This window comes from Achromobacter insolitus (assembly GCF_002209555.1).
Taxonomy (GTDB): Bacteria; Pseudomonadota; Gammaproteobacteria; order Burkholderiales; family Burkholderiaceae_B; genus Achromobacter; species Achromobacter insolitus.
Genome location: NZ_NJIF01000002.1, coordinates 240,481 through 256,640, shown reverse-complemented (window position 1 = coordinate 256,640; position 16,160 = coordinate 240,481). Strand labels below are relative to the sequence as shown.

At 66.6% G+C, this 16,160-nt stretch carries 18 protein-coding genes; 17 read left to right on the top strand and 1 reads right to left on the bottom strand.

Annotated features, from left to right (window positions below):
• Positions 1–12 precede the first annotated feature (12 nt).
• Positions 13–885, bottom strand: a complete 873-nt coding sequence (locus CEY08_RS06715; RefSeq protein WP_042795698.1) for a LysR family transcriptional regulator — start codon at positions 883–885, stop codon at positions 13–15.
• Between the two features lie 65 nt (positions 886–950).
• Between CEY08_RS06715 and CEY08_RS06710 the strand changes: the two genes are divergently transcribed.
• The 17 genes from CEY08_RS06710 (at position 951) to hisH (ending at position 16,114) form a co-directional block, all read left to right on the top strand.
• Complete coding sequence (locus CEY08_RS06710; protein WP_076817010.1) at positions 951–2,195, top strand: YbfB/YjiJ family MFS transporter; 1,245 nt, start codon at positions 951–953, stop codon at positions 2,193–2,195.
• 15 nt (positions 2,196–2,210) lie between these two features.
• Complete coding sequence (locus CEY08_RS06705; protein WP_063639213.1) at positions 2,211–3,188, top strand: Bug family tripartite tricarboxylate transporter substrate binding protein; 978 nt, start codon at positions 2,211–2,213, stop codon at positions 3,186–3,188.
• A gap of 18 nt (positions 3,189–3,206) precedes the next feature.
• Complete coding sequence (locus tag CEY08_RS06700) at positions 3,207–4,268, top strand: NAD(P)H-dependent flavin oxidoreductase (protein ID WP_076817008.1); 1,062 nt, start codon at positions 3,207–3,209, stop codon at positions 4,266–4,268.
• Positions 4,269–4,510: 242 nt separating this feature from the next.
• Entirely contained in the window at positions 4,511–5,347 is an 837-nt protein-coding gene (locus tag CEY08_RS06695) for an ABC transporter ATP-binding protein (protein WP_042795699.1), read from the top strand.
• Positions 5,344–6,132, top strand: a complete 789-nt coding sequence (mlaE, locus tag CEY08_RS06690) for a lipid asymmetry maintenance ABC transporter permease subunit MlaE (RefSeq protein ID WP_042795700.1) — start codon at positions 5,344–5,346, stop codon at positions 6,130–6,132. The genes CEY08_RS06695 and mlaE overlap by 4 nt, the downstream gene beginning before the upstream one ends.
• 12 nt (positions 6,133–6,144) lie before the next feature.
• Complete coding sequence (mlaD, locus tag CEY08_RS06685; protein WP_042795701.1) at positions 6,145–6,642, top strand: outer membrane lipid asymmetry maintenance protein MlaD; 498 nt, start codon at positions 6,145–6,147, stop codon at positions 6,640–6,642.
• An 81-nt stretch (positions 6,643–6,723) separates the two neighbouring features.
• Entirely contained in the window at positions 6,724–7,542 is an 819-nt protein-coding gene (locus tag CEY08_RS06680; protein ID WP_042795702.1) for an MlaA family lipoprotein, read from the top strand.
• 39 nt (positions 7,543–7,581) lie between these two features.
• Positions 7,582–8,211 (top strand): MlaC/ttg2D family ABC transporter substrate-binding protein, encoded by a 630-nt coding sequence (locus tag CEY08_RS06675; protein ID WP_063639211.1) that lies wholly within the window; start codon positions 7,582–7,584, stop codon positions 8,209–8,211.
• 169 nt (positions 8,212–8,380) lie between these two features.
• Positions 8,381–9,193: an ABC transporter ATP-binding protein gene (locus CEY08_RS06670; RefSeq protein ID WP_063639210.1), complete on the top strand. Its 813-nt coding sequence runs from the start codon at positions 8,381–8,383 to the stop codon at positions 9,191–9,193.
• Positions 9,190–10,002 (top strand): ABC transporter permease, encoded by an 813-nt coding sequence (locus tag CEY08_RS06665; protein ID WP_042795704.1) that lies wholly within the window; start codon positions 9,190–9,192, stop codon positions 10,000–10,002. Before CEY08_RS06670 ends, CEY08_RS06665 begins: the two co-directional genes overlap by 4 nt.
• A 5-nt stretch (positions 10,003–10,007) precedes the next feature.
• Positions 10,008–10,253 (top strand): BolA family protein, encoded by a 246-nt coding sequence (locus tag CEY08_RS06660; protein WP_013390953.1) that lies wholly within the window; start codon positions 10,008–10,010, stop codon positions 10,251–10,253.
• Positions 10,253–11,521 carry a UDP-N-acetylglucosamine 1-carboxyvinyltransferase gene (gene murA / locus CEY08_RS06655; RefSeq protein ID WP_076817006.1) on the top strand — a complete coding sequence of 423 codons (1,269 nt, stop codon included), beginning with the start codon at positions 10,253–10,255 and terminating at the stop codon, positions 11,519–11,521. Before CEY08_RS06660 ends, murA begins: the two co-directional genes overlap by 1 nt.
• Before the next feature lie 76 nt (positions 11,522–11,597).
• Entirely contained in the window at positions 11,598–12,275 is a 678-nt protein-coding gene (gene hisG / locus CEY08_RS06650) for an ATP phosphoribosyltransferase (RefSeq protein WP_042795705.1), read from the top strand.
• A 52-nt stretch (positions 12,276–12,327) separates the two neighbouring features.
• Positions 12,328–13,632, top strand: coding sequence for a histidinol dehydrogenase (gene hisD / locus CEY08_RS06645; RefSeq protein ID WP_063639208.1), 1,305 nt, complete (start codon positions 12,328–12,330; stop codon positions 13,630–13,632).
• A complete protein-coding gene (gene hisC, locus CEY08_RS06640) occupies positions 13,629–14,795 on the top strand; it encodes a histidinol-phosphate transaminase (protein WP_232033778.1) in 1,167 nt (388 codons plus the stop codon). The genes hisD and hisC overlap by 4 nt, the downstream gene beginning before the upstream one ends.
• Position 14,796: 1 nt before the next feature.
• Positions 14,797–15,384, top strand: a complete 588-nt coding sequence (hisB, locus tag CEY08_RS06635) for an imidazoleglycerol-phosphate dehydratase HisB (protein WP_042795706.1) — start codon at positions 14,797–14,799, stop codon at positions 15,382–15,384.
• A 34-nt stretch (positions 15,385–15,418) separates the two neighbouring features.
• Positions 15,419–16,114 carry an imidazole glycerol phosphate synthase subunit HisH gene (gene hisH / locus CEY08_RS06630; protein WP_076817001.1) on the top strand — a complete coding sequence of 232 codons (696 nt, stop codon included), beginning with the start codon at positions 15,419–15,421 and terminating at the stop codon, positions 16,112–16,114.
• Positions 16,115–16,160 lie beyond the last annotated feature (46 nt).

The window sequence follows — 16,160 nt, the reverse complement described above, 5'->3', positions numbered from 1 at the left end:
GCGCGGCCTTCCTCAGCCTTGCAGCGCCTGGAGTTTGTGCCGCAGGGCCTGCAAGGCTGGCGTGTCGTCGTCGGCGCGCCAGACCAGCTGGGTGAGGGCCCGGCCATGCGAGCCGGACAGGGCGCCGACGCGCACGGTATGCTCCGCCCCCAGCACCGCCAGCACGGAACGCGGCACGATAGCCACGCCCGATCCCGCCGCCACGCAGGCGACGATAGCGTGATACGACGCGAATTCCATCACCTTGCCCGGGGCGATACCTTCCTGGTTCAACCAGGATTCCAGGATGCGCCGGTATGAGCATCCCGACGCGAATGCAATGACGCTGCGGTCGCCCAGATCGCGGGGACTTGCAATGGGGTCCCAGGCCAGCGGCGAAATCAACGCCAGTTCCTCCTTGAACGCATCCACGGCCGCCAGTCCTTCGGACGGAAAGGGCTGGGCCACGAACGCCGCCTCGATCTCGTAGCTGCGCACTTTGGCCGCCAGCGCCGCCGACGTGCCGGTCACGAGTTCAATCCGTACCTGCGGCCAGGCCGCGTGATAGGCCGCCAGAATAGGGGGCAGGCGCGCAGCCGCCGTGCTCTCCATGGTGCCAATGCGCAGCACGCCTTGCGGAGAACCGTCGCGCACGGCGGCCTGAGCCTCGTCAGCCAGCCGCAGCAGGCGGTCCGCGTAGGACAACAGCACGCGCCCCTGGTCCGACAGCACCAACCGGCGATTCTGCCGCCGGAACAGCGGGGCCTCCAGCGAAGCTTCCAATTGCTTGAGCCGCGTCGACACATTGGACTGCACGCGATTCAGGTGCGCCGCGGCGCGCGCCACCCCGCCCTGGTCGGCGACCGCCTTGAAAATCTGCAACGCATCAAGATCCAAATTTCTCATTTCAAGAACTCAAGTTCTTAATAATTCACTATTAAAGATATTAGTACAGCCGTAGAGTAGGGGTCATGTCAACGCCCATTTACCCTTCCGTCTCCCACTCGCGCAGCGCCGCGGCCCTGGCATGGCCGGCGGCGTTGGCCTTGGCGGCCGCCATGGGGATCGGCCGGTTTGCATTCACGCCTGTCTGGCCCTTGATGGCGCAAGAGGCCGGCCTGTCGCTCTCCGAGGGAGGCTGGCTGGCCTCGGCGAACTATGCGGGCTACCTGCTGGGCGCGCTGGCCGCCGTGGCCTGGCCCATCCGCCGGCCACGCGGCGCACTGGCGATGAGCCTATTGGCGGTTGCACTGCTCACCCTTGCCATGCCGCTCTGGCACAACATGGCGGCGTGGTGCGCCCTGCGCCTGGCCGCCGGTTACGCCAGCGCCAGCGCCTTCATCTGCGTGGCAGCGTGGCGGGCGGTGCCGGCGGGCGATCCCCGCGAAGCCGAGGCATCCGCCGTGACCTACGCCGGGGTGGGCGCGGGCATTGCGCTGACGGGGCTGGCCTGTCTGGCGCTGGCGGCGTGGGACGCGCGCGCCGACACGGTCTGGATGGTCCTGGGCGGCTTGGCGCTGGCGCTGTCCGCGGCAGCCTGGCCGGGACTGCGCCGCCAGGCTGCGCCAACCCCTGCGCGGAAGGCAAGCGCAGCGCCCGCCGCCCGGCTGCCGCGGGTTATCCCCGCCCTGGCGCTGCACTATGGCGCTTTCGGGGTCGGCTACATCATTCCCGCCACCTTCCTGCCCGCGATGGCCAAGGAAATCATTCCCGACCCGGCCATCTTTGGCTGGGCCTGGCCGCTCTTCGGCCTGGCGGCCGCGGTGTCCTGCCTGCTGGTGCCGCGGCTGGCGCGGGGCGGCGACAGCGTGCAAATCTGGCGCGCCGCGCAGGCCCTGATGGCGCTGGGCATGCTGACCGTCGCCGTGTGGCACCACATTGCCGCCGTGATCCTGGCCGCCGTGCTGGTGGGCGGCACCTTCATGGTGATCACGCAAGCGGGCATGCTGGCGGCCAGGCGTGCGGCGGGCGCGTCGGGACCGCGCGCAGCCGCCCTGATGACCGCGGCCTTTGCCGCCGGCCAGATCCTGGGTCCGCTGGCGGCGTCCTGGGCAGCGCACTGGGGCGCGGACCTGCCACAAGCGCTGGCGGCCAGCGCCGCGCTGCTGGCATTGTCCGCATGGCGTTTGGGAAAGATCACGACAGATGGCAATGGCGCTGGGCATAATGCGATCGCGAGCGGCCCGCGGGGCTGCGCGCACCAGAACCATAACTAACTAGGAGTCATCTGGATGAAACCGTTACGCCCCCTGATTGCCGTCCTGGCGGCGGCTGCCGCTTTCAGTGGCGCCGCCCAGGCCCAGACCGCTGATTGGCCGGCCAAGCCCATCACCATGATCGTTCCCTACGCGCCGGGCGGCTTCGCCGATACCCGGGTACGCCTGCTCGCGCGCAAGCTGGGTGATACGCTCGGCCAACCCATTGTGGTCGAGAACAAGGCAGGCGCGGGCGGCGTGGTCGGAACCAACCTGATCGCGCGCGCCGCGCCGGACGGCTACACCATAGGCACGGGCAATCTGGCGCCCATGGCGGTCAACCCGACGCTGATGAAGGACATGCCCTACGATCCGCAAAAGGATCTGGCCCCCATCATCCTGATCGAGAACAGCCCGCTGGTGCTGAGCGTGAATAACGACCTGCCCGTGAAGACGCTTGCGGATCTGATCGCGCTGGCCAAAAAGGAACCCGGCAAGCTGTCCTTCGGCTCGTCCGGCGTGGGCGGCGCCCACCACCTGTCGGGCGAAATGTTCCGCGAACAGGCCAAGATAGACATCGTCCACGTCCCCTACAAGGGCGGCAGCCTGGCGGCAACCGACCTCATGGGCGGCCATATCTCGATGATGTTCGAGATGGGTTATTCAGCGCTGCCCGCGATCCAGGGCGCCAAGATCCACCCCATCGCGGTCACGTCCGCCAAGCGCCTGGCCGTGTTGCCCGACGTGCCCACCATGGCCGAATCCGGACTGCCGGGCTTCGAGTCCTATAACTGGCAGGGCATCGTCGCCCCGGCCGGCACGCCCGCGCCCATCATCGCCAAGCTGAACGCCGAGTTCAACCGCATCCTGAAGGAACCGGATGTGCAGAAGGCCATTGCCGACACCGGCAGCCAGGCCGGCGGCGGGACGCCCGAGGAATTCGGCGCTTTCATCAAGAGCGAAACCGAGAAGTGGGCCCACGTCATCAAGGCTGGAAACATCCAGCTTCAGTAACCTTCCAGGAGTACTTCCATGGCTTCCCGTCTGATTGATCTGCTCAAGCTGCACCATCCCATCGTCCAGGCCCCCATGGCTGGCGGCGCCACGACGGTGGAGCTGGTATCCGAAGCATCGAAGGCGGGAGTCCTGGGGTCGCTCGGGGCGGCCTACATGAGCCCCGAGCAGATCGAAGCGGCCGCGCGCGACATTCGCGCGCGCACGCCGCTGCCATTCGCCATCAATCTGTTCGCGTCGGTGCCGCAAGAACCCGTGCGCGGCGACACGGATCGAATGCTGGCGCTGATGGCGCGCTACCACCAGCAATTGGGGCTGACGCCTCCCACCGCGCCGGGCCCGCAGGCGGACCCCTTGCGGGAACAGATCGAAGCCATCCTGCGCGTGCGTCCGGCCGTCTTCAGCTTTACTTTCGGCCGCATGCCGGCCGCCGCCATCGCGCGCTGCCGCGAACTGGGCATTCTGACCGTGGGCACCGCGACCACGGTGCGCGAAGCGGTCGCGCTCGAGCAGGACGGCGTGGATGCCATCGTCGCGCAGGGTGCCGAAGCCGGGGGCCACCGCGGCACATTCCTGGGCGGTTTCGAGGAATCGCTGATCGGCACCATGGCGCTGGTACCCCAAGTGGTCGATGCGGTTTCCGTCCCCGTTATTGCATCTGGCGGCATCATGGACGGCCGTGGCATCGCTGCCGCGCTGGCCCTGGGCGCCGATCTGGCACAAATGGGGACGGCCTTCCTGACCACCGAGGAATCCGGCATCAATGAAGCCTACAAGGCCCTCTTGCCCGCCTCCCGGGCGGAGCAATCCCGCGTAACCCGGGCCTTTTCGGGGAGACCGGCCCGCGGCATCGAAAACGCCTTCATGCGCGAGGCCGACGCCATCGCGGCCGACATCCTGCCGTACCCGTTGCAGAATGCGTTGACGCGTCCCATGCGCACGGCAGGCGGCAAGGCGGGCGACACCGAAGTGCTGTCCCTGTGGGCCGGCCAGGGAGCCCCGCTGGCGCGACGCGAGACCACCGCCGACCTGGTCCGGCGACTGGCGCGCGAGACCGCTACGGCGCAGGCTCGCCGCTGAGCGTATTGTTCCCGCAACCGAAAACACTGTTCCACTAACGCCCCCCCGCGTTGTGATTGCGTAGCGGCGGGCTACAATGGCGCCTCGCCGCTGGGAGCGCAGGCCCGACCTCGCCCCTGGCATATGAGTAACAGGGCGCTTCCCGACGCCGCCTGTCTTCGCCGCGCCGGCCGCATGCATTGCCGGACGCGTCGACCGGACAGCAGGGCAAGCTCCGCCGCCGAAACACCCTTTCGTTGCCCATGCCCGCTCAAACCAGCAAGACCACGGAATTCGCCCTGCGCCTGGAAGGTGTGGCGCTAGGCTACGGTGATTTCACCGTCTTGCGCGATATCTCCATGGACGTGCGCGCCGGCCAGGTGGTCGCCATCATGGGCGGCTCGGGTTCCGGCAAGACCACGCTGTTACGCGCGGCCACCGGTCAGCTCACCGCGCAGCGGGGCCGGGTGCTGGCCTTCGGCCAGGACATGGCCAACGTCACCCGCGCCGAACTGCAATCGCTGCGCACGCGCATGGGCGTGCTATTCCAGCAAGGCGCGCTATTCACCGACCTGAACGTGTTCGAAAACGTGGCGTTCCCGCTGCGCGAACACACGCAACTGGCGGAACCGGAAGTCACCGAGCGCGTGCTGGACAAGCTCGACGCCGTGGGCCTGCGCGCAGCCGCGCATCTCAAAGTGGCGGAGATCTCCGGCGGCATGGCCCGACGCGTAGCCCTGGCCCGCGCCGTGGTGCTGGAGCCCGAACTCATTCTTTACGACGAACCGTTTGCCGGGCTGGACCCGATCTCGCTGGGCATTACCGCCCGCCTGATCCGCAGCCTGGCCGACCGTCTCGGCTGCGCCTCGGTGTTGATTACGCACGACGTGCAGGAATCCTTTTCCATCGCGGACCAGGTGTACCTGGTCGGCCAGGGCAAGCTTGCCGCCGCAGGCACGCCGGAAACGCTATCGGCCTCGCAGGACCCCTACGTGCAGCAGTTCCTCAAAGGGGAGCCCGACGGCCCGGTCGCGTTCCAATACCCGGAAACGCCCGCTTTCAAGAAGTGGCTTTCGCAACAGGAGGGCCGCCGCGCATGAGCGGATCCAACAATGCCATCGGCGCGCTGGGCGGCTGGGTACGCACCCGCGTTTCCGGCATCGGCTACTTCACCCGGTTCTTCGGCGCCATGCTGGCGCGCAGCGGCATAGCGCTGTCGCGTCCGCGCCTGGTGTCGCAGCAGGTCCATTTCATCGGCAACTATTCGCTGCTGATCATCGCCGTGTCCGGCATGTTCGTGGGCTTCGTGCTGGGCCTGCAGGGCTATTACACGCTGAACCGCTATGGCTCCGAAGAAGCGCTGGGCCTGCTGGTAGCCCTGTCGCTGGTGCGCGAACTGGGGCCCGTGGTCACGGCACTGCTATTCGCGGGCCGCGCGGGCACATCGCTCACGGCGGAAATCGGCCTGATGAAGGCCGGCGAACAACTCGCGGCCATGGAAGTCATGGCCGTGGACCCCATACGACGCGTGCTGGTGCCACGCCTGTGGGGCGGCATCATCGCCATGCCCATCCTGGCGGCGGTGTTCTCCATGGTGGGCATACTGGGCGGCTGGGTCGTGGGCGTGCTCATGATAGGCGTGGACGCCGGCGCGTTCTGGTCGCAGATGCAGAACGGCGTGGACGTCTGGGCCGACGTGGCCAACGGCGTCATCAAGAGCCTGGTCTTCGGCGTCACGGTGACGCTGGTCGCGCTCTACGAAGGCTGGCAGGCCAAACCCACCCCTGAAGGCGTTGCCCGCGCGACCACGCGCACCGTGGTGGTGGGCTCCCTGGCGGTACTTGGGCTGGACTTCCTGCTCACCGCCTTGATGTTTGGAAATTGATACGGATCGATCATGTCTCGCGAAAAAACCGACTTCTGGGTAGGCCTGTTTGTATTGCTGGGCGCGGTCGCGCTGGCATTCCTGGCGTTGCGTGCCGGCAACTTGAGCACCTTTTCTTTCGCTCCGACCTATACGCTGACGGCCAACTTCGATAACGTAGGCGGCCTCAAGGTGCGCGCGCCCGTCAAGAGCGCCGGGGTCGTCGTGGGCCGGGTTGCCGGTATCTCGTTCGATGACAAGACCTTCCAGGCGATCGTTTCGGTCAACCTGGAAACGGCCTACCAGTTCCCCAAGGACACTTCGGCGTCCATCCTGACGTCTGGCCTGCTGGGCGAACAGTACCTGGGCCTGACCGCGGGCAGCGAAGAGGAAAACTTTGCCGACGGCGGCAAGATCCGCTACACGCAAAGTGCCGTGGTGCTTGAACAACTGATCAGCCAGTTCCTGTACGGGTCGGCGGAGAAGCAAGGCTCGAACGCGCCGGAACCCGCCGCGAAAACGCCAAATTAAAGACAATGCGACAGACGCGGTAACAGCTGCGCGTCCAAGGTACGCAATATCATAAGAATCGTTGATAGGGATGCCCTGATCATGAATAAGAAAGCTATTTGCAGGATTGCCACCGTCGCCGCCGCGGGCGCGCTGATGGCAGGCTGCGCCGCGCCGCAGAACCCGGATCCCCGCGACCCCTGGGAAGGCTTCAACCGGGGCGTCTACAAGTTCAACGATACGGTCGACCGCGCCGTCTTCAAGCCGGTGGCGCAGGCCTACACCTTCGTCACGCCGCAGCCGGTGCGCAGCTGCGTGCACAACATCTTCAGCAACGTCGGCGACCTCTGGTCCGGCGCCAACAGCTTCCTGCAAGGCCGCGGCCACGACTTCGTCAACACGCTGGGCCGCTTCCTGTTCAACACCACCATGGGCGTGGGCGGCTGCTTCGACGTTGCCTCGGCCAATGGCGCGCGCCGCATTCCGAACGACTTCGGCACGACGCTGGGCGTCTGGGGCTTCAGCCAGGGTCCGTATCTGGTGCTGCCGTTCTTCGGCTCGTCGTCCGTACGCGACGGCGTCGGCCTGATGGGCGACTACGCCGGCACGACCTACGGCTACATGGGCGTGGACTCCATCGACAACGTCCGCCTGCGCAACTCGCTGTGGGGTCTGCGCGTGGTCGACACCCGCGCCAGCCTGCTGAGCGCCACCGACACGATCGACCGCGTTGCGCTCGATCCCTACAGCTTCGTGCGCGACGCCTATCTGCAACGCCGCGCCGCCATGGTGCTGGGCCAGAAGGTGGACGACGAGTCCACGCTGCCCAACTATGAAGACGACGAGGACGATGCCGCCCCCGCTGCGCAACCGGCTGCCCAGCCGGCCGCGCAACCCGCGGCGCAACCTGCGGCCAAGTAAGCCGCAGCGTTGCGTCATCAGTGCAAGTAAGGAGTTTTGATGCGAGTTTCCTTTGTTTCCCTGCTGCAGCGTCTGGTTTTCGCGGGCCTCCTGGGCCTGGGCCTGACCGCGGGCGTGCAGGCCAAACCCGACCCCAACGGCCCTCCCGAGCAATTCGTGCTCGCCGCTGCCAATGAAGCCCTGGACGTGCTGAAGGCCGACGGCGCCGTCAAAGCCGGCAACACCGCCCGCATCAACCAGGTCGTCAACGAGCACATCCTGCCCTACGTCAACTTCCAGAAGACCACGCGCCTGGCCACCGGCCGCTACTGGCGCCAGGCCACCGATGTGCAGAAAAAGGAACTGGCCGAGGCCTTCCGCGGCACGCTGGTGCGCACCTACAGCGGCGCGCTGACCCGCGTCACGTCCAGCACCACGGTGCGCGCACTGCCGTTCCGCGGCGATCCCAAAGCCGACGACGTGGTCGTGCGCACCCTGATCTCCCAGGGCAACGACCAGCCGGTGGGCGTCGACTACCGCCTGGAAAAGACGGCCCAAGGCTGGAAGATCTATGACATGAACGTCGAAGGCATCTGGCTCATCGAGAACTACCGCAACCAGTTCGCGCAGCAGATCAACCGCGACGGCATAGACGGCCTGATCAAGGCGTTGAACCAACGCAACCAATGATCGGCCTTGCGGCTGTCGCGGCCCGGCGCGCCCCAGTGGCCCGCCGGGCCGATTCTTTTAGGGACAGACCATCTGGATACCCGGGGGAATGCCAGGGCTACCGGCCGGAACGGCAGCGACGCGCTTATATAATGATCAATTCGCTCTTTTCGGGCCATCTCCCCCCGTCATGTCCGCCGTCAGTCTAGAAAACGTCTCCAAAATCTACTCCCCGCGCCAGCGCGGCTGGCAGAAGCTGCTGGGTCGCGCGCCCGCCGCCGGCTTCCAGGCGCTGAACGATGTCAGCCTGAACATCGAGCACGGCGAGTTTTTCGGCCTGCTCGGCCCCAATGGCGCCGGCAAGACCACGCTGATCTCGATCCTGGCGGGCCTGGCGCACGCGACCTCGGGCCGCGCCACGGTCTGTGGGTATGACGTCGTGGCCGACTACAAGTCGGCGCGACGGGCGTTGGGCGTGGTGCCGCAAGAGCTGGTCTACGACCCGTTCTTCACGGTGCGCGAGACCTTGCGCATTCAGTCCGGCTATTTCGGCCTGCGCAAGAACGACGACTGGATCGATGAAATCCTGTTCAACCTGGGGCTGGCCGACAAGGCCAACTCCAATATGCGGGCGCTGTCCGGCGGCATGAAGCGCCGCGTGCTGGTGGCGCAGGCGCTGGTGCACCGACCGCCCGTGATCGTGCTGGACGAGCCCACCGCCGGCGTGGACGTGGACCTGCGGCGCACGCTGTGGGAGTTCATCTCGCGCCTGAACAAGGCCGGCCACACCATCATGCTGACCACCCACTACCTGGAAGAAGCGGAAGCCCTGTGCGGCCGCATCGCCATGCTCAAGCGCGGCCGCGTCGTGGCCCTGGACACCACCCAGGCCTTGATGGCCCGCGTCGGCGGGGTCGATCTCGAAGACGCCTTCGTGCGCATCATGCACGAAGGCGACGAGAAGCCCGCGCCCGCCCTGGAACCCGAAGAGATCTCGTCATGACCCAGCCCGCAGCGACCGCCAGCCAGCCGCTGGTGCAACCCCGCCTGGATGCGGGGTCCGGCTTCCCGACCTTGCTGCGCAAGGAACTGCTGCGCTTCTGGAAGGTCAGCTTCCAGACCATCGCCGCGCCCGTCATCACGGCCCTGCTGTACCTGCTGGTCTTCGCCCACGTGCTGGAAGGGCGCGTCATGGTGTACGGCAGCGTGCCCTACACGGCGTTCCTGATTCCCGGGCTCATGATGATGAGCATGCTGCAGAATGCCTTCGCCAACCCCTCGTCCTCGCTGATCCAGAGCCGCATCACGGGCAACCTGGTCTTCATGCTGCTGCCCCCGCTGTCGCACCGGGACATCTTCGCCGCCTATGTGCTGGCGGCGATCGTGCGCGGCCTCGCGGTCGGACTGTGCGTGTGGGTAGTGGCGCTGTTCTTTGTGTCGCTGATTCCGGCCCACCCGCTGTGGCTGGCCGTCTTCGCGGTGCTGGCCTGCGGCATCATGGGCGTGCTGGGCCTGATCGCCGGCCTGTGGTCCGAAAAATTCGACCAGCTCGCCGCCTTCCAGAATTTCCTCATCATGCCGGCCACCTTCCTGTCCGGCGTGTTCTATTCCATCCATACGCTTCCCGCCTTCTGGCAGGGCGTGTCCCACTGGAACCCCATCTTCTACACCATCGACGGTTTCCGCTACGGATTCTTCTCGGTGTCGGACGTCTCCCCCTGGCGCAGCCTGGCGGTGGTGACGGGGGTGTTCCTCGCGCTATCGCTCTATGCGCTGCGGCTACTGGCCAGCGGCTACAAACTCAGGAACTGACGTCCATGCTTCCCACTCCCGCGCAAGTCCGCCAATACATCGCGGACGGCCTGCCCTGTGAACATCTCGACGTGCAAGGCGACGGCTCGCATTTCGACGCGGTCATCGTCAGCACCGCCTTCGAAGGCAAGCGTCTCATCCAGCGCCATCAATTGGTCTATGCCGCCCTCGGCGACCGCATGAAGGCCGAGATCCATGCTCTGTCCATGCGCACCCTGACTCCCGCCGAATACCAGCAAGCAGGCAAATAATGGACAAGCTACGCATCACCGGAGGTTCGCGCCTGCACGGCGAAATCTCCATCTCCGGCGCCAAGAATTCGGCCCTGCCCATCCTGTGCGCCGGCCTGCTGACCTCCGACGCGCTCTCCCTGAGCAACGTGCCGCACCTGAACGACACGGCCACCATGCTGCGCCTGCTGGGCCGCATGGGCATGCGTGCCGAGCGCGGCGCGGACGGCACCGTCACGCTGCAGGCCAACCAGGTAGACAAGCTGGAAGCCCCCTATGAACTCGTCAAGACCATGCGGGCTTCGATCCTGGTACTGGGTCCGCTCCTGGCGCGCTTCGGTGAGGCCCGCGTCAGCCTGCCCGGCGGCTGCAGCATCGGCCAGCGCCCGGTGGACCAGCACATCAAAGGCCTGGCGGCACTGGGCGCGGAAATCAGCATCGAACACGGCTTCGTGGTGGCCCGCGCCAAACGCCTGAAGGGCGCCTCCGTGCGCACCGACATGGTCACCGTCACCGGCACTGAGAACCTGCTGATGGCCGCGGTACTGGCCGAGGGCCAGACCGTGCTTGAGAACGCCGCGTGCGAACCCGAAGTGGTGGACCTGGCTGAATTGCTCATCAAAATGGGTGCGCGCATCCAGGGGCACGGCACCGGCCGCATCGTTATCGATGGCGTGGATCGCCTGCATGGCGCCGAACACCGCGTCATCTCCGACCGCATCGAAGCCGGCACTTTCCTGTGCGCCGTGGGCGCGGCCGGCGGCGACATCGTCCTGCGCAACACGGACGCGGGCATCCTCGGCGCCACCCTGAACAAACTGACCGAAGCCGGCCTTGCCATCGAGACCGGCCCGGACTGGATCCGCTGCGCCATGTCCTCGCGCCCCCGCGCCGTGGGCTTTCGAACGCTGGAATACCCGGGCTTCGCCACCGATATGCAGGCCCAGGTCATGGCGCTGAACGCCGTGGCGGAAGGCACCTCGGTGATCGTCGAGACCATCTTCGAAAACCGCTACATGCACGTGCAGGAACTGCGCCGCATGGGCGCGGACATCGACATCGACGGCCACACCGCCATCGTGCACGGCGTGCCGAAGCTGTCGGGCGCCACGGTCATGGCCACCGATCTGCGCGCCTCGGCCAGCCTGGTCATCGCCGGCCTGGCGGCCGACGGTGAAACCCTGGTGGACCGCATCTATCACCTGGACCGCGGCTACGACCAGATGGAAGTCAAACTGCGCGCCTTGGGCGCGAACATCCAACGCGTTACCGGCAAGGAACAGGCATGAAAAGTAATAGCCTCCACGCTGCGCCTTCGGCTTACTGCGCCCCGATGGGGAATGTCTATCTTGAGGCGGCTCGGCGATGAACAATGCCCCCGTCATCCCCCCCCTGACCCTGGCGCTGTCCAAAGGGCGCATTTTCGAAGAGACCATGCCCCTGCTGGCGGAGGCAGGCATTGAAGTTCCCGAGAATCCCGAAAGCTCCCGCAAGCTGATCCTGCCCACCAGCGACCCCGGCCTGCGCCTGATCATCGTGCGCGCCTCGGATGTGCCCACCTACGTGCAGTATGGCGCGGCCGACCTCGGCATCGCGGGCAAGGATGTGCTCATCGAGCACGCCAAGGAACAGCCCGGCGGCCTGTACCAGCCCATCGACCTGAACATCGCCAAGTGCCGCCTGGCCGTGGCCGTGCGCAAGGGCTTCGACTACGAAGGCGCCGTCCACCAGGGCGCGCGCCTGCGCGTGGCCACCAAGTATGTCCAGTCAGCCCGTGAACACTTCGCGGCCAAGGGTGTGTACGTGGACATCATCAAGCTGTATGGTTCGATGGAACTGGCGCCGCTGGTGGGACTGGCCGACTGCATCGTGGACCTGGTGTCCACCGGCGGAACCTTGCGCGCCAACGACCTCGTCGCGGTGGAAGACATCATGCCGATCTCCTCGCGCCTGATCGTCAACCAGGCCGCCCTCAAGACCCGCGGCGACCGCCTGCAACCGTTGCTGGATGCCTTCGAGAGAGCCGCCTCCCGCAACGCCTGACCTTCGCCCGCCGCGACGCGCGGCGGCCGCTACCTGCTTGCCCCATGACGCCATGGCCCTGATCAATCGTCTCGACTCCCGCGATCCCGGATTCAAATCCGCCCTGTCCACGCTGCTGGCCTTCGAGGCCACCGAGGACGAATCCATCGACCGCGCCGCGGCCGGCATCCTGGCCGACGTGCGCGCCCGCGGCGATGCCGCGCTGGTGGAATACACCCAGCGCTTTGACCGCATGCCCGGCGCATCGGCCCAGACGCTGGAGATCCCCAAAGCCGAATGGCAGGCTGCCCTGGCCGCGCTGCCGGCCGCGCAACGCAACGCGCTGGAAGCTGCCGCCGATCGCGTGCGCAGCTATCACGAACGCCAGCGCGCCGAGACCTGGACCTACACCGACGCGGACGGCACCATGCTGGGCCAGCAGGTGACGCCGCTCGACCGCGTGGGCCTGTACGTGCCGGGCGGCAAGGCTGCCTACCCGTCCTCGGTGCTAATGAACGCCATTCCGGCCAAGGTCGCGGGCGTGCAGGAACTGATCATGGTCACGCCGACGCCCGACGGCGCGCGCAATCCCATCGTGCTGGCTGCCGCGGCGATCGCCGGCGTGGACCGCGTCTTCGCCATCGGCGGCGCGCAGGCCGTGGGCGCGCTGGCCTACGGCACCGCCACCGTGCCGGCCGTCGATAAAATTGTCGGCCCGGGCAACGCCTACGTCGCCGCCGCCAAGCGCCGCGTGTTCGGCGTGGTCGGCATCGACATGATTGCCGGCCCCAGCGAAATCCTGGTCATCTGCGACGGCAAGACGCCGGCCGACTGGATCGCCATGGATCTGTTTTCGCAGGCCGAGCACGACGAACTCGCCCAATCCATCCTGCTGTGCCCGGACGCCGCCTTCATCGAAGAAGTCCAGGCCTCGATCGAACGCCTGTTGCCCACCATGCCGCGCGCCGACATCCTGCGCGTCAGCCTGGCCAACCGCGGCGCGCTGATCCTGGTGCAGGACCTCGAAGAGGCATGCCGGATCGCCAACGACATTGCGCCCGAACACCTGGAAATCTCCACCGAGCATCCCGAGAAATGGACCGCGCAGATCCGCCATGCCGGCGCGATCTTCATGGGCCGCTTCAGCTCCGAATCCCTGGGCGACTACTGCGCCGGCCCCAACCACGTGCTGCCGACCTCGCGCACGGCCCGGTTTTCGTCGCCGCTGGGCGTCTACGATTTCCAGAAGCGATCCAGCCTGATCCAGGTTTCGCATCAGGGCGCCCAGAAGCTGGGCCGCATCGCCGCCGAACTGGCGCTGGGCGAGGGCCTGCAGGCGCATGCCGCCAGCGCCCAGTACCGGATCGACCAGCCATGAGCCTGCCAGGCCGCCCCGAAGGCGACTACCGGAATGCGCCACACGAAGGCAGTCCGGTGAGCGCCGCTTCCGCGGCAGGCATCGCCGGCCGCATTGCCGGCACCGTCCGGGCGGACATCCGCGAGCTGGCCGCGTATCCCGTGGCCAATGCCGAGGGCTGTATCAAGCTCGACGCCATGGAATGCCCCTACGAGCTGCCCGAGGCAGTACGCGAGGACATCGCCCGCGCCGTGCGCGACACGCCGCTGAACCGCTATCCCGCCGCTGATCTGTCGGCGCTGGAGCAGGCCGTGAAAGCCGCCTTCGGCGTGCCCGACGCGGCGGACGTGCTGTTTGGCAATGGCTCGGACGAGCTCATCCACATCATCGTCCAGGCCTGCTGCAATCCGGGCGACGCAGTGCTCTCGCCCTGGCCGTCGTTTGTCTACTTCGACATGGCCGCGCGCTTCGACCACGCCCGCTTCATCGGCGTGCCGCTGACAACTGACCTGACGCTGGATTTGCCGGCCATGCTGGCCGCCATCCGCGAACATCAGCCCAAGGTCGTGTTCCTGGCGGTGCCCAACAACCCCACGGGCGGCCTCTGGTCCGACGAGGACGTGCAGGCCATCATCGCCACCGCTCCCGGCCTGGTCGTGCTGGACGAGGCCTACCAGCCTTTCGCGGACCGCACCTGGATGCCGCAGGTGCTGGACGCGCCCAACGTAGTCGTCATGCGCACGGTGTCCAAGATAGGCCTGGCCGGCCTGCGCTTTGGCTACCTGGCCGGCCACCCGGCGTGGATCGCGGAACTGAATAAAGTCCGCCCGCCCTACAACCTGGACGTGCTGACGCAGGCCACGCTGTCCGCCGTATTGCGGCACAAGCCGGTGCTGGACGAACAGGCCGCCCGCCTGCGCGCGGACCGCGGGCCGCTGGCGGCCGCGCTGGCCCAGTTGCCCGGCGTGCGGGTATTCCCTTCCGCCGGCAACTTCGTTCTTGCCCGCTTTTCCGGCAAGCTGGACGGCAACGCCGTGCATCTTGCCCTGAAAACGCGCAAAATATTGATTCGCAACTTCTCCAACGCCCATCCGCTGCTGGCCGACTGCCTGCGCATCTCGGTGGGCGCCCCGGCTGAAAACGCCGCCTTGCTATCCGCCTTGCAAGAGATTTTGAGTGCTTAACATGCGTACCGCAGAGATCACCCGCAACACCAACGAAACCCGCATCCGCGTGGCCGTCAATCTCGACGGCACCGGCAAGCAGACGATCGACACCGGCGTGCCCTTCCTGGACCACATGCTGGACCAGATCGCGCGCCATGGCCTGATCGACCTCGACATCAAGGCGGAAGGCGACCTGCACATCGACGCGCACCATACCGTCGAAGACGTAGGCATCACGCTGGGGATGGCCATTGCCAAGGCGGTGGGCACCAAGGCCGGCCTGCGCCGCTACGGCCACGCCTACGTGCCGCTGGACGAAGCGCTGTCGCGTGTGGTGGTGGACTTCTCGGGCCGTCCGGGCCTGGAATACCACATCCCCTTCACCCGCGCCCGCATTGGCGATTTCGACGTGGACCTGACCCGCGAATTCTTCCAAGGCCTGGTCAATCACGCGCTGATCACGCTGCACATCGACAACCTGCGTGGCGTCAATGCCCACCATCAGGCGGAAACCGTCTTCAAGGCCTGTGGCCGCGCCCTGCGCATGGCCATGGAAGTCGATCCGCGCATGGGCGACGTCGTGCCCTCCACCAAGGGCGTGCTGTAACGTCCGCCATCCCTCCCGCAGCAGGCAGAAAGAAGTGACCACTATCGCCATCGTCGACTACGGAATGGGCAATTTCCATTCCGTCGCCCGCGCCCTGAAATACGCCGCCCCCGATGCCGACATCCGCATCTGCAGCCAGCCCCAGGAAATCGCCGCGGCCGACCGCGTCGTGTTTCCCGGCCAGGGCGCCATGGCGGACTGCATGCGCACCCTGAATGAATCCGGCCTGCGCGACGCCGTCGTGCGCGCCGCGCGCGAAAAGCCCCTCCTGGGGGTCTGCGTGGGCGAACAGATGCTGTTCGACTCCAGCGAGGAAGGCGGCACGTCCTGCCTGGGGCTGTTCCGCGGCGTGGTGCGCCGCTTCTCGGGCCCGGGTTTCGCGGAGCCCGTGGGCAGCGACGACGCCTGCGTGGCCGACACCGGCGCGGCCGGGCTGGCCGATACCCGCCCCGAACGCCTCAAGGTTCCGCACATGGGATGGAACAAAGTCCGCCAGACGCGCTCTCATCCTATCTGGGCCGGTATTCCGGACGACACCCATTTCTATTTCGTCCATAGCTACTACGCCGACCCGGAAGATCCGGAGCTGACTGTTGGTGAAACCGAGTATGGCCTCGCCTTTACCTGCGCGGTGGCGGCAGCTAACATTTTCGCGGTGCAGTTTCACCCCGAAAAGAGCGCCGAGCACGGTTTGCGCCTGTATCGCAATTTTGTAGACTGGCAGCCGTAGGCTCCGAGCCCACGCCCGCCAGCCCTTTCAACCCCTATATTTTTTC

Bases quoted from the DNA above. Each gene is read 5' to 3' on its own strand.
- CEY08_RS06705 (WP_063639213.1), top strand. From the start codon at position 2,211: ATGAAACCGTTACGCCCCCTGATTGCCGTCCTGGCGGCGGCTGCCGCT.
- CEY08_RS06665 (WP_042795704.1), top strand. From the start codon at position 9,190: ATGACCCAGCCCGCAGCGACCGCCAGCCAGCCGCTGGTGCAACCCCGC.
- CEY08_RS06700 (WP_076817008.1), top strand. From the start codon at position 3,207: ATGGCTTCCCGTCTGATTGATCTGCTCAAGCTGCACCATCCCATCGTC.
- murA (WP_076817006.1), top strand. From the start codon at position 10,253: ATGGACAAGCTACGCATCACCGGAGGTTCGCGCCTGCACGGCGAAATC.
- mlaD (WP_042795701.1), top strand. From the start codon at position 6,145: ATGTCTCGCGAAAAAACCGACTTCTGGGTAGGCCTGTTTGTATTGCTG.
- hisD (WP_063639208.1), top strand. From the start codon at position 12,328: ATGGCCCTGATCAATCGTCTCGACTCCCGCGATCCCGGATTCAAATCC.
- hisG (WP_042795705.1), top strand. From the start codon at position 11,598: ATGAACAATGCCCCCGTCATCCCCCCCCTGACCCTGGCGCTGTCCAAA.
- CEY08_RS06670 (WP_063639210.1), top strand. From the start codon at position 8,381: ATGTCCGCCGTCAGTCTAGAAAACGTCTCCAAAATCTACTCCCCGCGC.
- CEY08_RS06660 (WP_013390953.1), top strand. From the start codon at position 10,008: ATGCTTCCCACTCCCGCGCAAGTCCGCCAATACATCGCGGACGGCCTG.
- CEY08_RS06710 (WP_076817010.1), top strand. From the start codon at position 951: ATGTCAACGCCCATTTACCCTTCCGTCTCCCACTCGCGCAGCGCCGCG.
- CEY08_RS06715 (WP_042795698.1), bottom strand. From the start codon at position 885: ATGAGAAATTTGGATCTTGATGCGTTGCAGATTTTCAAGGCGGTCGCC.
- CEY08_RS06695 (WP_042795699.1), top strand. From the start codon at position 4,511: ATGCCCGCTCAAACCAGCAAGACCACGGAATTCGCCCTGCGCCTGGAA.
- hisB (WP_042795706.1), top strand. From the start codon at position 14,797: ATGCGTACCGCAGAGATCACCCGCAACACCAACGAAACCCGCATCCGC.
- hisC (WP_232033778.1), top strand. From the start codon at position 13,629: ATGAGCCTGCCAGGCCGCCCCGAAGGCGACTACCGGAATGCGCCACAC.
- CEY08_RS06680 (WP_042795702.1), top strand. From the start codon at position 6,724: ATGAATAAGAAAGCTATTTGCAGGATTGCCACCGTCGCCGCCGCGGGC.
- CEY08_RS06675 (WP_063639211.1), top strand. From the start codon at position 7,582: ATGCGAGTTTCCTTTGTTTCCCTGCTGCAGCGTCTGGTTTTCGCGGGC.
- mlaE (WP_042795700.1), top strand. From the start codon at position 5,344: ATGAGCGGATCCAACAATGCCATCGGCGCGCTGGGCGGCTGGGTACGC.